General features: G+C 54.6%; 9 protein-coding genes and 8 tRNA genes. 13 read left to right on the plus strand and 4 right to left on the minus strand.

Going from position 1 to position 14,833, the window contains the following annotated elements:
• Positions 1-37: 37 nt before the first annotated feature.
• From tolB to KJI95_RS14925, 12 genes are all read left to right on the plus strand, one after another.
• Entirely contained in the window at positions 38-1,360 is a 1,323-nt protein-coding gene (tolB, locus tag KJI95_RS14870; protein WP_214507987.1) for a Tol-Pal system beta propeller repeat protein TolB, read from the plus strand.
• A gap of 38 nt (positions 1,361-1,398) precedes the next feature.
• Positions 1,399-1,929 carry a peptidoglycan-associated lipoprotein Pal gene (gene pal, locus KJI95_RS14875; protein ID WP_214507988.1) on the plus strand — a complete coding sequence of 177 codons (531 nt, stop codon included), beginning with the start codon at positions 1,399-1,401 and terminating at the stop codon, positions 1,927-1,929.
• A gap of 26 nt (positions 1,930-1,955) precedes the next feature.
• Positions 1,956-2,732, plus strand: a complete 777-nt coding sequence (ybgF, locus tag KJI95_RS14880) for a tol-pal system protein YbgF (RefSeq protein ID WP_214507989.1) — start codon at positions 1,956-1,958, stop codon at positions 2,730-2,732.
• Positions 2,733-2,878: 146 nt separating this feature from the next.
• A tRNA-Lys gene (locus KJI95_RS14885) sits at positions 2,879-2,954 on the plus strand.
• Between the two features lie 24 nt (positions 2,955-2,978).
• Positions 2,979-3,054: transfer RNA gene (locus KJI95_RS14890), tRNA-Lys, on the plus strand.
• A 37-nt stretch (positions 3,055-3,091) separates the two neighbouring features.
• Positions 3,092-3,167: transfer RNA gene (locus tag KJI95_RS14895), tRNA-Lys, on the plus strand.
• A gap of 29 nt (positions 3,168-3,196) precedes the next feature.
• Positions 3,197-3,272, plus strand: a tRNA-Lys gene (locus tag KJI95_RS14900).
• 37 nt (positions 3,273-3,309) lie between these two features.
• A tRNA-Lys gene (locus tag KJI95_RS14905) sits at positions 3,310-3,385 on the plus strand.
• Positions 3,386-3,411: 26 nt separating this feature from the next.
• Positions 3,412-3,487: transfer RNA gene (locus KJI95_RS14910), tRNA-Lys, on the plus strand.
• A gap of 48 nt (positions 3,488-3,535) precedes the next feature.
• A tRNA-Lys gene (locus KJI95_RS14915) sits at positions 3,536-3,611 on the plus strand.
• A gap of 30 nt (positions 3,612-3,641) precedes the next feature.
• Positions 3,642-3,717 (plus strand) — tRNA-Lys (locus KJI95_RS14920).
• A 153-nt stretch (positions 3,718-3,870) separates the two neighbouring features.
• Positions 3,871-5,019 carry a DcaP family trimeric outer membrane transporter gene (locus KJI95_RS14925; RefSeq protein WP_214507990.1) on the plus strand — a complete coding sequence of 383 codons (1,149 nt, stop codon included), beginning with the start codon at positions 3,871-3,873 and terminating at the stop codon, positions 5,017-5,019.
• A 105-nt stretch (positions 5,020-5,124) separates the two neighbouring features.
• Here the strand turns inward: KJI95_RS14925 and KJI95_RS14930 are convergent, their stop codons facing one another.
• From KJI95_RS14930 to acs, 4 genes are all read right to left on the minus strand, one after another.
• A complete protein-coding gene (locus KJI95_RS14930; RefSeq protein ID WP_214507991.1) occupies positions 5,125-6,453 on the minus strand; it encodes an ATP-binding protein in 1,329 nt (442 codons plus the stop codon).
• Between the two features lie 110 nt (positions 6,454-6,563).
• The gene (locus KJI95_RS14935) at positions 6,564-6,824 is read right to left on the minus strand and encodes a GrxA family glutaredoxin (RefSeq protein WP_214507992.1); all 261 of its coding nucleotides are present in this window, start codon (positions 6,822-6,824) and stop codon (positions 6,564-6,566) included.
• Positions 6,825-6,969: 145 nt separating this feature from the next.
• On the minus strand, positions 6,970-8,802 hold the full coding sequence (radD, locus tag KJI95_RS14940) for a DNA repair helicase RadD (RefSeq protein ID WP_214507993.1): 1,833 nt from the start codon (positions 8,800-8,802) through the stop codon (positions 6,970-6,972).
• Positions 8,803-9,137: 335 nt separating this feature from the next.
• Positions 9,138-11,090 carry an acetate--CoA ligase gene (gene acs / locus KJI95_RS14945; RefSeq protein WP_214507994.1) on the minus strand — a complete coding sequence of 651 codons (1,953 nt, stop codon included), beginning with the start codon at positions 11,088-11,090 and terminating at the stop codon, positions 9,138-9,140.
• A gap of 177 nt (positions 11,091-11,267) precedes the next feature.
• On the opposite strand from acs, the gene KJI95_RS14950 reads away from it, so the two are divergent.
• Positions 11,268-14,693, plus strand: coding sequence for a hybrid sensor histidine kinase/response regulator (locus KJI95_RS14950; protein WP_214507995.1), 3,426 nt, complete (start codon positions 11,268-11,270; stop codon positions 14,691-14,693).
• The last annotated feature ends 140 nt before the right edge of the window (positions 14,694-14,833 follow it).

Consider the following 14,833-nt stretch of genomic DNA (forward strand, 5'->3'; position numbering starts at 1 on the left):
TGAAATTTACGTCCTGAAAGTTGAGTAAAGGAGTTTCATGAAGCGCATTCTTAAGTGGGCAGTACTGCTCGGTGCGGTACTGACAGTCCCGGCGCGCGCCGCGCTGGATATCGTGATCACCGAAGGTGTGGACGCCGCCCGTCCTATCGCCGTAGTGCCTTTTGTGTGGCAGGGCACAGGCCCTGTGCCATCACAAATCTCTGATGTGGTCGCCTCAGATTTAACCCGCAGCGGTACTTTTAAGCCGCTCGACCCGCGCGGTCTGCCACAAAGTGGCATCGCCAGTCTGGCCGAATTTGCGCCGCAGCAGTGGTCCGGTATCAATGCCGAAGCCGCTGTGGTCGGTACCATCAAGCCTTATGGCCCGGATCAGTATCTGGTGACCTTTGATTTGATTGACCTTATCAAGGCTCAGGCCGGGCAGGGCGTGCAAAACAAACAGGAATTGCTGCTTGAGAGCCGCCAGACGGTGATCACCTCGGCGCAATTCCGCCAGTACGGTCACCGCGTGAGTGACATAGTGTATGAGAAGCTCACCGGTATTCGCGGCGCCTTCCTGACACGTATCGCCTACGTGCTGATTAACCATGGCGATAAAGTGCCATACCGCCTGATGATTGCTGACTACGATGGTTACAACGAGCAGATGCTGCTGCGCTCGCCTGAGCCATTGATGTCGCCTTCCTGGTCACCTGACGGTCGTCGTCTGGCTTACGTGAGCTTTGAAAACCGCAAAGCGGAAATCTTTGTACAGGACATCTACAGCCAAAACCGCGTGAAGGTATCGAGCTTCCCCGGCATTAACGGCGCGCCAAGTTTCTCGCCTGACGGCAAGACACTGGCGGTGACCCTGTCAAAAGACGGCCAGAGCGAAATCTATACCATTGATATTGCGACCAAGACCACGCGCCGCATTACCAACCATTACTCCATCGATACCGAGCCAAGCTGGTTCCCTGATGGTCGCTCGCTGCTGATCACTTCAGAGCGCGGCGGTCGTCCACAGCTGTATAAGGTAGAGCTGGATTCAGGTAAACTGACTCGTCTGACCTTTGACGGTGAGTGGAACCTCGGTGGCTCCATTACCCCCGATGGCCGTCACATCGTGTTTGTAAACCGTACCAACGGCAAGTTCAACATTGCCCGCATGGATCTGGAAACCCGTTTCATGCAGGTATTGACCTCCACCCGTCTTGACGAATCTCCCAGTGTGGCGCCCAATGGCACCATGGTCATTTATGGCACCACACATCAGGGCCGGCAGGTGCTCGCTGCCGTGTCTATGGATGGACGTTTCAAGGCAAGATTGCCAGTGGGACAGGGCGAGGTGAAATCACCTTCCTGGTCTCCCTTCCTGTAACTGTTTGAATTATTGTTGATTGATTTAAGGAATTTAAAATGGAATTGAACAAGCTGCTCAAGACTCTGCTGGTGGTTGCTCCGATTTTTGCTCTGGGCGCCTGTAGTTCTACTGACTCTGCTTCTGATGCATCCGGCTCTGAAAGCGGCATGGATGGCGGCAGCTACGGTGGTGTTGAAACCGGCAGCGCTGCTGGCATGATGACCGCTGAAGAGCAGGCTCGCATGAAGCAGGAACAGCTGCGTCGCGAAAACGTGATTTACTTCGACTTCGACCGCAGTGAAGTATCTCCTCAGTCTGAAGAGACTCTGATGGCCCACGGTAACTACCTGGTGGAAAACCCATCAGTACGTATCCTGATTGAAGGTCACTCGGACGAGCGTGGTACGCCAGAGTACAACGTAGCCCTGGGTGAGCGCCGTGCCAAAGCTGTTGCCAAGTACTTGCAGTCTATGGGCGTGCAGCCTTCTCAGATGAGCATCGTCAGCTACGGTGAAGAGAAGCCTCAGGATCTGTCCCGCACCGACGAAGGTTTCTCTATGAACCGTCGCGCGGTACTGGTGTACTGAGGTTAACCACGACAGGGTAAGGGTTGATGAAAAAGAGCGTATTACTGATTTCCATGGTGCTGGCAATGCCGGCACTGGCCAAGGCACCGGTTGAAGATCTGGGTTCCGGCAGCGCTGATGACAGGGTTGCCAAACTCGAGCGGATCCTCAAAGCCAAGCAGCAAACTGACTTTGACATGCAGCGCCGTTTGGATTCGCTGCAGCAGGAAGTGCTGGAGCTGCGTGGGCTGGCTGAGCAGCAGAACTATCAAATCAACGAGATGCTTGAGCGTCAGCGCAAGCTCTACGAAGAGATAGCCAATCTGCAGTCGGCGCCCAAGCCAAGCCAGAGCGCCTCGGCCGCAGGTGCAGCCGCTGCTGTGTCTCAGCCTGTGCCTTCACAGGGTCAGTCTACGCCTTCTCCGAGCGCCGGCGCAGTGGATGCCACGCTCAATGAAACCGCCGCCTATGAAGGCGCCATCAATCTGGTGCTGAAAGAGCGCCGCTATGATGATGCCATCACGGCGTTTCGCAGTTTCGTCAAGCAATACCCGACGTCGAATTACTCAGACAATGCCAACTACTGGCTCGGTCAGCTGCTCTATAATAAGAACGAGCTGGACGAAGCCCGTGGTGCTTTCACCGTGGTTGTCGAAAAATACCCCGATTCGGGCAAACGTGGCGACAGTCTGGTGAAACTCGGTCTTATCGCTGAGAAAAAAGGCGATAAGACCGGTGCAAAAAATCTGTACCGTAAAGTCATCCAGGACTACGCAAACAGTGCTGCAGCGCGCATTGCACAGCAGCAATTGAACGCACTTTGATGGGTTTTAACTCAGAAAACAGTCTCTTGGGCTGTTTTTCATGCAAACGGCAAAAGTTTCGGGAATTTGCGCTTGCATGGAGAACTGAAAAAGGTATTATAGGCGCCCTCAGCGCAGCCAAGGCGGCGTAGAGGGCAAACCTGAACGGGTCGTTAGCTCAGTCGGTAGAGCAGTTGGCTTTTAACCAATTGGTCGAAGGTTCGAATCCTTCACGACCCACCAAGTTCCAGGCGTGCCGATCCCGATGGGTCGTTAGCTCAGTCGGTAGAGCAGTTGGCTTTTAACCAATTGGTCGAAGGTTCGAATCCTTCACGACCCACCAACTTCGGTGGGTTAGGGATCAAATTACAGTATCGAGCGGGTCGTTAGCTCAGTCGGTAGAGCAGTTGGCTTTTAACCAATTGGTCGAAGGTTCGAATCCTTCACGACCCACCACTCTTGTGTGGGGTACTGTATCAAAATGTGGGTCGTTAGCTCAGTCGGTAGAGCAGTTGGCTTTTAACCAATTGGTCGAAGGTTCGAATCCTTCACGACCCACCACTTCCTTGAAGTGAATTCTGCGGTAAATCAACAAGTTGGGTCGTTAGCTCAGTCGGTAGAGCAGTTGGCTTTTAACCAATTGGTCGAAGGTTCGAATCCTTCACGACCCACCACTTCCTTGTTGACCGCAACACATGTTGGGTCGTTAGCTCAGTCGGTAGAGCAGTTGGCTTTTAACCAATTGGTCGAAGGTTCGAATCCTTCACGACCCACCACTTCCTTCAAGTAAATAAATGCTGTAACACAATGATGTAATCAAATGCGGGTCGTTAGCTCAGTCGGTAGAGCAGTTGGCTTTTAACCAATTGGTCGAAGGTTCGAATCCTTCACGACCCACCACCTTTGATAATGTTATTGCTGCTTCTTTATGGGTCGTTAGCTCAGTCGGTAGAGCAGTTGGCTTTTAACCAATTGGTCGAAGGTTCGAATCCTTCACGACCCACCACTTACTCCTCTCGTTTCACGCTTCACTTTTCAAACAGCTAATTTAAGCAATCGCTTTTCTACTTTTGTCTCATAGACCTATTGCTAATACTGCCGAATTTACAATTTGTTCATAGTGCTTCTGATTAATAATAACAATCAGGGAGCTATAACAATGAAACAAGCAGCAATCTCATTGGCGCTGGCCGGCGCACTTGCCTCAATGGCAGGCACTGCGGCCGCCGAAGCCGGAAAAACCGATTTCACTTTTGGTGGCTATATTAAAGCCGATGTGATGTTCAGCGATTACAGCAATGGCGCGCCGGACTCAGGGGATCTGTCCCGTCAGTTTTATGTACCGGGCACCATTTACGGCAAGGATGGCAACGGCAATCAGGTGGTTGACTTCCAGGCCCGCGAAACCCGCTTTAACTTCAAAACCGCCACCGATGTGGATGGGCACACCCTGACCGGCTTTATTGAGCTGGACTTTATGACTCATACCGATGGTAACGAGCGGGTGTCAAACAGCTACTCCCCCCGTATTCGCCACGCCTACGTGAGCTACGATGGCTGGACTGCAGGTCAAACCTGGACCACTTTCCAGAATGCCTCCGCGCTGCCTGAAAACCTTGATTTCGTTGGTGCAGCAGACGGTACGCCCTTTGTGCGTCAGGCACAGGTGCGTTACACCAGCGGTGCGTTCCAGTTTGCCCTGGAAAACCCTGAAACAACCCTCAGCGCCAATCAAACCGGCTCACGGATCACCAGTGGCAGCGGCATGATCCCGGACGCCGTCGCCCGTTATAACTTCAAGACCGAAGGCGGCGCCTCGTTCTCGCTTTCCGGTATTGCCCGTCAGCTCAATGTGGAGCAAAACGGCCTGGATGACTCAGCGCTCGGTTATGGCGCAAGCTTTGCCGGTATTATTCCGGTCGGTAAAGACGATTTACGTTTCACCGCCACCTGGGGCGAAGGCCTTGGCCGTTATATGGCGCTGAACTTTGCCAACGCAGGTACCCTGGATGCCAACGGCAATATCGAGACGCTGGGCAGCTTTGGCGGCTTCGTGTCTTACCGTCACTGGTGGAATGAGCAGTGGCGCTCAAGCTTTACTGTGTCCGGCATGTCGGTAGACAACAAAGTCGAATACAGCGGCGCCAAGGTGAACAAAGACGCGATGTCGGCCTACGTGAACCTGCTGTACTCCCCAAGCAAGCCGCTCACTTTCGGTGTTGAGTACATGTATGCCACCAACAGCATGGAAAACGGCACCGACGGCGATTTGAACCGGGTGATTTTCTCCGCCAAGTACGCGCTGTAAGTTACCAATAAACAAAGAAGGCGAACCAAGTGTTCGCCTTTTGTGTTTGTCGCCAGCACTGTAAGCCCTGACTAATTATCACTTTGCGCTAACCGATATTACAGCTTACAGAGTCTCAGGCGATTTGGCGCGAAATAGCATGTCCAGTGCAAAGCCTTCCTCGGTGTCCGGCAGGGTGATGCTGCCCTCAAGTTTCTGATTGACCAGATTAAAGACTATGTTCATCCCGAGACCTATGCCGCCCTGATTGCGGGCCGTGGTAAAAAAGGGCTCAAAAATCCGCTTACGCGCTTCCTCGGTCAGGCCTTTGCCATTGTCGCGATAGTGGATGCAAAATTCACCATTGGGCCTAAGTTCGCCTTTGATGTCTATGCGGTTATCCTGCCCGGCATCAAAGCCGTGCATGACGCTGTTACTGAGCAGATTTATCAGGGTTTGAGAGTGCACGCCCGGAATGGTGCTGAGGTTCCAATCCGCAGGAATATCAATCTGTACTTTTGCCTGAACCGATTTCAGCAGTGGCTGCATTGCCGTCACTATCTGATGGTAATACTGGGCGATATTAATGACTTCATGTTCTGAGCAGTGCTGATCGGCTGCAGTGCGCTTAAAGCTCTCAACAAGTTCTGCGGCCCGCTGCAGATTGACCTCCATCAGGGTCATGGCACTGGCGCTGAGTGACAGATACTCTTCAAGATCATCCGAGGTAAGCTCGCCCTTTTGATAGCGGTCAGCAAGCAGCTTGTGGTGTTCTTTCAGTACGCTTTGGCTGGTGATAGCAACCCCAAGCGGGGTGTTCACCTCATGGGCAAGTCCTGCCACCATATTACCCATGGCCGCCATTTTTTCGGATTCAACCAATCGCTGCTGCGCTTCTTTTAGCTTGTTAATGGCATCGTCCAGATGGGCTGTGCGCTGGGCAACCTTGGTTTCAAGCAGCTGATTTGCTTCTTCAAGCCGCCGCTCGTGTGCCAGCCGGTCAAGTTCGGCCTCTATGCGCCCGGAAAACAGTTTAAATAGATCCAGCACAAAGGCATCGTTCTCAATCGGGCGTTTGTAAAGGGCGACGATTATGCCCATCACTTCGCCTTTGAGGTCGTGCAGCGGCGTACCGAGGTAGCCCTCAATTCCCATTTCAACCAGCAGTAAATCGTCGGGAAAGCTTGCACAAACATTATCACGGTAACAACACACCGAGTCGTCGGCGGCATTGGCGCAGGGGGTATGGGTGAGGGAGTAGCTGATGTTATCCACCAGTTTGCCATCCGCCACCAGGGCAATGGTATTTGAGCAATACTGGGTTTTGTCGAGGGTGGCGACAAAGGTGTAGTCGGCGCCTATGGTTTGATGCAATGCTAAGGTGATGGACTGAAAAAATGCCTCGCCTCGGGTGTTGGATACTTTTTCAATGATATTGGCGAGCAACTGTTCCATCTGTTTGCCTGCGTTTGCTTAAACCTTATTTGAGTGTAGCGTTCAAATTGGCCAATACCAAAAAAGCCCGCAGGGTTGCGGGCTTGATGATAACAGGGCTCGGCAGGGGATCAGCCGAGCAGCTGATGCTCGCGCACGTAGGCTTCAAAATCGGTGCAGCCACCCACATGGGCCTTATCAACGAAGATCTGCGGTACGGTTTCAACGGTTTTGCCGACTGTCTTTGACAAATCTTCTTTGCTTATTCCTTCGGCATGAATATCCACATAGCGGAAGGTGAAGTCATCACGCTTTTCAACCAGCTGCTCGCACAGCTGTTCGGCGCGTACACAATAGGGGCAGCCTGGACGGCCAAAGATTACAACGTGCATAGTGGCTCCTTATGGTTTGACTGGCATTTTATACCACAGCAGCCGGGGTTTTGATATCCGCCATTGGGCGTTTAAGCCGCTGTCTGCGCAGCCATCAGCTTAAAAGCTTTAATTGGCTTTTACCGCCTTAATCCGCTTCAGCGCCCTAATCAGTCTCAAAGCGGCGCTGGCTTTGGTACTTGCCGGTGTAATCAAAAAATTTCTCCAGTAGCTGCCAGCCAAACTTGCCCTTTTTTAACAATAGCAGCTCAGGCATTTTGAATCTGTCGCGGTCGGCGACTATCTCGCTTGCTTGCTTGTAGCGTGGCAGTTTGACGCCGGGCGCGCGCTGATGAGGTGCCAGAAACGCCGCAAACAGGGCTTTTCTCTGGCCGTCGGTTTGCATTTTAAAGCGTTCCTCAAACGGATTGCCGTCCATATCCTGATAGCTTATCAGCAGATCATTGCCGCTTGCGCTTAGCTGCATATCCGCCACCTTAAACAGGTGATGGTGCTTGTGGGCGAGCACGGCTTTAAGGTGTTTGTCGGGGTCAACCAGGGCGCTGTCGCAGCTTCGGCAAATGCGGGCGGCAATGTCGTTCTCGGCGCCGCAGTCCGGACAAATGCGGGCGCGGTAGCGAAAGTCGCACTGGCTGCCATCCTCGATAATGCCCTGACAGCGACGGCCAAAATGCTCGATGATGTCACCATCCTGATCGGTTTTGCCCCAAAACAAATTCGCAAAACCGCAGGCCGGGCAGGGCACCTGCACCGGCACGCTCTTGCTGTCGGGGCGGGGTTTTCCCACTTCGGGGTGAAACAGGCTAAAGCCATTGGCGGCGTAATCAAGAATTAGGCACTCGGTTTTGCCGGGATAAAGCCTGAGCCCCCGTCCGACCATTTGCTGAAACAAACTCACAGATGCGGTGGGCCGCAGGATGGCAATCAAGTCCACGTGGGGCGCATCGAATCCCGTGGTCAGCACTGACACATTCACCAGAAAGCGTATTTGGCCTGCTTTAAAGGCATTGATTATCCGGTCGCGCTCGATTGCGTCGGTGTCGGCGGTAATGAGCGCAGCGCTGGTTGTGTTTTGAATCGCAGTGCTTGCTTCGCCTTCCTGCATGCCAATGTTTTGTAGCCCTTTGCTTTCGCCGCGCTCAAGCAGGGCCAGTACTTCTTTGGCATGGCGCACGGTGGCGGCAAAAATGATAACCCCGCGCCTCGATGCGCCAAGGGCTTTCAGCTGGCCAACAATGGCCGTGGTGGCGCGGCCGCTGGTATTGAGCACCGACTCGACCTCAGCCTCGCTGTAATCACTGTCTTCACTTGCCTTGAGATTGGCAAAGTTGTACTGGGCCGCAAGCCCGTCAAGCAGCCGTGGCGGCGTTAAAAAGCCCTTTTTAATCAGTACCCGCATCGGCAATTCAAAAATGCACACATCGAACACGCCCTTATCGGGATTGCCCACATGACCATGAACATGGCGCTTGTGGATATACCCTTCGCCAAGACGATAGGGTGTAGCGGTAAGCCCAAGTAACAACAGATTGGGATTGGCGGCCTTGAGCGCGGCAAACAGGCTGTGATATTGGCTGTCCTTATCCTGACTGACCCTGTGGCACTCATCGATGATGACCAGTGAAAAGGGCTCACTGAAGGCATCCAGATTTCGCGCTGCCGATTGAATACCGGCGATGACGGTTTTGCCGCCGCTGTCTTTTTCGCCAAGTCCGGCGGAGTAAATGCTGCCGCTGCCTGCCATCAGCGCGACTTTTTCCGCGTTTTGTGCCACCAGTTCCTTCACATGGGTCAGTACCAGTACCCGCCCTTTGGCGATGCGGGCAAGCTCGGCTATCACCAGACTTTTACCGGCGCCGGTTGGCAGCACCAGCACCGCCGATTCACGGCTTTGGCGAAAGTGGTTCAGGGCGGCCTCGATGGCATCCTGCTGGTAGTCGCGAAGGGTAATAGTGGGAGCTTGGCTGGTTTTTATCATGCAGTGGAATTGTCAGTGTTGGAATGTTTGGTGGCAGAACCTTTTTTCAGAGCCTTTGTTGTCAGAGCTTTTATCAGAGCCTTTGCCAGAGCCTGTGATTAGCGAGCACAACATAGCGATTGAGCGTGTCTCTTTGGCGACAATACACAAGGCTGATAATACACAAAGCTGCCGATACACAAGGCTAGGGATAAAGAGTTCTGTGGCGAGTGTAACAGCTAAGCGGCCTGCGTCCAGCCAAAGGCGGGGGCAATCGCAGCAAGCGGATAAAAAAAGGCCCCTGAAACAGGGGCCAAACTTGAGGAGAAGATTTAGGGGTGACGCTAAAGCGGTGCTCAGTCGGCGCGGTTCAGGCGGCTTTCGATAAGGGTATCGATAACCGATGGATCGGCCAGGGTAGACGAATCACCCAGATTGGTAATTTCGTTGGCGGCAATCTTACGCAGGAAACGGCGCATGATTTTGCCTGAGCGGGTCTTTGGCAGACCGCTTGCCCACTGGATAAGATCCGGTGTTGCCAGCGCGCCGATTTCCTTACGTACCCACTGACGCAGCTCCTGACGCAGCTCTTCAGTCGGTTCGGTACCCTTGGTCAGCGTCACGTAAGCGTAAATGCCCTGGCCCTTGATATCGTGCGGATAACCCACAACAGCCGCTTCAGCCACCAGATCGTGCGCCACCAGAGCGCTTTCCACTTCGGCGGTGCCGAGGCGGTGGCCTGATACGTTAATCACGTCGTCCACACGGCCGGTGATCCAGTAGTAACCGTCTTCGTCACGGCGGGCACCGTCACCGGTGAAATACATGCCGCGGAAGGTCTTGAAGTAGGTCAGCACAAAGCGTTCATGGTCGCCATAAACGGTGCGCATCTGACCGGGCCAGGAGTCCAGCAGCACTAGGTTGCCCTCGGTGGCGCCTTCCAGGATGTTGCCTTCGTTGTCAACCAGCGCAGGCTGCACGCCAAAGAAGGGGCGGGTGGCCGAGCCGGGTTTGGTGTCGGTTGCGCCGGGCAGCGGGGTGATGAGGATGCCGCCGGTTTCAGTCTGCCACCAGGTATCCACAATCGGGCAATGCTCATGGCCTATGACTTCGTGGTACCAGCGCCAGGCTTCGGGGTTGATAGGCTCACCCACAGAGCCCATGATCCTAAGCGACTTGCCATCGAAACCATCGAAATGCTGTTTGCCTTCGGCCATCAGGGCACGGATAAGGGTTGGCGCCGTGTACAGGATATTGACCTGATGACGGTCGATGATTTCACCCATGCGCGCAGGGCTTGGGAAATTGGGAATACCTTCGTGGATAAGCACGGTGGCGCCATTGGCGAGCGGGCCGTACACCATGTAGCTGTGGCCGGTGATCCAGCCCACATCGGCGGTACACCAGTAGACTTCACCCGGTTTGTAATCGAACACATACTCGTGGGTCATCGAGGCATAGACCATGTAACCGCCGGTGGTGTGCAGCACGCCCTTGGGGTTACCGGTTGAGCCTGAGGTGTACAGCAAAAACAGCGGATCTTCGGCGCCCATTTCTTCAGCGGGGCAGTTGGCATCGGCTGCGGCAACCACATCATCCCACCACAGATCGCGACCTTCGGTCCAGCTGACCTTGCCGCCGGTACGCTTAAGCACCAGTACGGTTTCTACCGTGGTCACATCCGGGCGGCTCAGCGCCTCGTCGATGTTGGCTTTCAGCGGAATTTTACGGCCGCCGCGCAGACCTTCATCGGCGGTAATAAGCAGTTTTGACTTGCCATCAATCACCCGTGAGGCGATGGAGTCAGGGGAGAAGCCGCCAAATACCACTGAGTGGATAGCACCAATGCGGGCACAGGCGAGCATGGCCACGGCCGCTTCCGGCACCATGGGCATATAGATGGTAACCACGTCACCTTTTTTCACGCCCTGTGCTTTGAGGGCATTGGCAAAGCGGCATACATCGGCATGCAGTTCGCGGTAGGTGATGGTGCGCTGTTCGGCGGCATCATCGCCTTCCCAGATAATGGCAACTGTGTCGCCCTTGGTGGCCAGATGACGGTCCAGACAGTTGGCCGAGGCGTTCAGGGTGCCGTCGGCAAACCATTTGATATACAGATTCTGGTCGTTGTAGGAAGTGTCTTTGACCTCTGTGAATGGCCGGATCCAGTCTATTCGCTTGGCCTGCTCTGCCCAGAATCCTTCAGGGTTGCTGACGGATTCCTGGTACATCTTCTGATATTGTTCGTTGTTTACCAGCGCGTTGGCCGCGATTTCGGCAGGCACTGTGTAGAGAGACTGCATGCTCATAGGGCTTCCCTTTTATATTTGTTGCGTGGCAATGAGTATGGGCGTGGGGCACAACTCACACTATTAGACCTTGGTCTAGTTTGCTTTTTCCCTTATTTTTTAGCCTGTTGCGAACATATTGCTGGCTGGATTTCCGCCGATTTTCAAGGCACAATGGGCGTAAAAAATGAGAATACTATGAATCTGACCCTGTTTGTCTCCGTTATTGCGGTTTTTTACGTGTTTTTGTTGTTCCTGCTGGCGTGGGGCGCGGAGCGCTGGTTCAGCGGCGTAACAAAAAGGCTGCAAACCTGGATTTATGGCCTGAGTCTGGCGGTGTACTGCTCGTCCTGGAGCTTTTTGGGCACAGTGGGGCAGTCGGCCGGTAATCTGTGGTCGTTTTTGCCGATTTTCCTCGGCCCCATTCTGATTTTTACCCTCGGCTTTGGCATGCTGCGCAAAATGGTGGTGGTGTCCAAGGCGCAAAATATCACCTCGGTGGCCGACTTTATTGCCGCCCGTTATGGCAAGTCGCAGCTGCTGGCGGCGCTGGTTACCCTGATAGCGCTCTTTGGCATCATGCCTTATATCGCGCTGCAGCTTAAAGCCATGGTGGCGTCACTCAACTTATTCCAACCGGCCGGCGAGCCGCTCGACGGTTTCAGTGTGGCGCTGGTGATTTCGGTGGTGCTGGCGGTGTTTGCCATCTTATTTGGTACCCGCAAGCTTGATGCCACTGAGCATAACCCTGGCATGATGCTCGCCATCGCCTTTGAATCCCTTGTTAAAATCGCCGCCTTTTTGCTGGTCGGTATTTTTATCAGCTTTGGCGTGTTCGGCGGTTTTGGCGATATCTGGGATAAGGCCAACGCGGCGGCGCTGATTGAACATCCGAAACTTAAACTCGAAGCCATACTGCCGGATCTGCTGGTGGGCATTGCCGCCTTTTTGTGTATGCCAAGGCAGTTTCACGTGATGGTGGTGGAGTGCGCCGGTGAAAGTGTGCTTAGCCGTGGCCGCTGGATATTTCCGATTTACCTGGCGCTCTTTGGTCTTTTTGTTGCGCCGCTCGCCCTTGCCGGAAAGCTTGTGCTTGGCGATTCGGTGCCGGCCGATACCTATGTGATTAACATGCCGCTCGCCCTTGGCGCGGATTGGCTGGCGATTATTGCGCTGCTTGGGACTCTGTCAGCGGCCACCGGCATGGTGATAGTGGCGGTGGTGACCATTTCCATCATGATAAGCAACGAGTGGCTGGTGCCGTTGATGCTGCGGGGCGGCCGGATCCGCGAAAAGAATTTTGCCCAGTTCTCGCAGTTTCTGCTGAACGCCCGCCGCCTTGCCATCGTGCTTATTCTGGCGGTGGGTTACTTCTCGTTTTTGTACCTTGCCGACAGCGATTCGCTGGCGCACCTCGGTATGCTCGCCTTTGGTGCCTTTGCCCAGCTTGCCCCTGCGTTGGTGGGCGGCCTTTACTGGAAACACGGCAACCGCGCAGGGGTGTTTCTTGGGCTTGCGGCCGGTTTTGGCCTGTGGATGTGGGTGCTGCTGCAGGGCGCGGGTGAGCGCCTTGCCAGTGCGGGGCTTTCTGATGTGTGGCTGCTGTCTTACATCAGCCCCAACGTCAGCGACACTCTCCTTGCCGTCATGGTGAACACCATGTTTTACATTCTGGGGTCGCTTTGGTTTCGCGCAGGTGTGGTGGAGCGTATTCAGGCGAGCAGCTTTGTCTCCCCCGGTGAGCTTAAAAGCACAGGTACCCGCAAAACCGGGCCGATTTCCCAGCAGGAGCTATTGATGCTCGCAAGCCGCTTTGTCAGCGCCACCCGCGCTTACCAAAGCTTCAGCCGCTTCTCGCCCGATGCGGTGAGCAGTGACGGCTGGAACAAGGCGGCAAGCCCTGAGCTGATTGCCCATACCGAACATATGCTCGCCGGGGTGCTTGGTGCATCGAGTGCTTCTTTGGTGCTCGATTCCGTTATCAAGGGGCGCGATCTGGCGCTCGATGAAGTGCTGTCACTGGTGGATGAAGCCTCCTCCAAGGTGATGCTCAGCCAAGAGATGCTGCGCGGCGCCATCGAGCATGCCTATGAAGGCATCAGCGTGGTCGACAGCAACCTTAACCTGGTGGCCTGGAATGCCCGCTACAGCGAGCTGTACCAGTATCCGGAAGATTTTTTGCAGGCCGGCATGCCCATCAGTGAGGTTATCCGCTTCAATGCCGCGCGGGGTTATTGCGGCCCGGGTGACATCGAAGAGCAGGTCGAGCGGCGGGTGCAGCATATGCGCGATGGCACCGCCCACAGCTCTGAGCGGGCCAGAAGTGATGGCAAGGTCATCAAAATTCAGGGTAATCCCATGCCCGATGGCGGCTTTGTGATGACCTTTACCGACATTACCCAGTACCGAGCCCAGGAGCGGGCGCTCAAAAACGCCAACGAAACCCTTGAGTCGCGGGTGAAGGAGCGTACCTACGAGCTTGCCATGCTCAACAGTCAATTGCTTGAAGCCAAGGCACAGGAAGAGATGGCCAACGCCTCCAAGAGCCGTTTTCTTGCGGCGGTGGGCCACGACCTGATGCAGCCGCTTAACGCGGCACGGCTTTTTACCGCATCGCTCTCCCAGTACAGCAACCTTGATGATGAGGCGCGCACGACGCTGTCGCACGTTAACAGCTCACTGAAAATCGCCGGTGAACTGCTGACCGACCTTTTGGATATTTCCAAACTCGATTCGGGCATGGTGGAAGTGAATCGGCGCGACTTTGCCGTTGCCGACATACTCACCGGCCTTGCGGTGGAGTTTGAGGCCATGGGCAAGGATAACCATATTCGCTTTGCCATGGTGCCAAGCACTGCCACGGTCAACTCCGATCCGGCGCTGCTTCGCAGGGTGCTGCAGAATTTTCTCACCAATGCTTATCGCTATGCCCGCGGCGGGCGGGTGCTGCTGGGCTGTCGTCATCGTCCGGGCGAGCTTGAAATCCAGGTGCTCGACACCGGCTGCGGCATAGATGAAAAAGAAGTGCATGAAATCTTTAAAGAGTTCAAGCGTCTTTCCAATCCCCACAGCAAGGGCGTGAGCGGTTTGGGATTGGGGCTTGCGATTGCAGACCGCATCAGTAAGGTGCTCGATCACGACATCAAGGTGGCGTCCATGCTTGGCCGCGGCTCGGTGTTTTCGATTAGTGTGCCTCTTGGCAAAACCGTACTGACGCCGGTTGCGGCCAAAAGGCCTGCCATGCTGCAGCCGCTTGCGGGGGTTAAGGTGCTGTGTATCGATAACGAAGAGGCGATTCTTGCCGGGCTTGAGAGCCTGCTGAGCCGCTGGCAGTGCGAGGTGATTTGCGCCCGAGATCTCAGTGATGCGCGCATCAAGCTGGGCCTTAAAGGGGTGGCGCCGGACATAGTACTGGCGGATTTTCACCTTGATGATGGTCAGAACGGCGTAGATGCCATGGACGGTATTCGTGCCCTTTATGGTGAGCATCTGCCCGGCATTCTTATCACCGCCAACACCCGCAAAGAGCTGGTTGAGGACGTGCAGCGCCGCGGCTATCACTACATGGCCAAGATGGTAAAACCGGCCGCGCTCAGGGCCCTTATCTCAAGCCTGGTAAAATGAGCCGGATTTATTCAGCAATGTCGCTGGTTTAACGCCTGCGCCGCCTTTTCCGAGGCGGCGTTTTTGTTTTCGGGCGGGCAAAAGTTATGCGTTCGTTAAATAAATCATCCAAAAGTGAGCAAAATTCTGCTCACCCCATT

Origin of the sequence: Shewanella jiangmenensis (assembly GCF_018596335.1) — a bacterium.
In the GTDB taxonomy this organism is placed as follows: domain Bacteria; phylum Pseudomonadota; class Gammaproteobacteria; order Enterobacterales; family Shewanellaceae; genus Shewanella; species Shewanella jiangmenensis.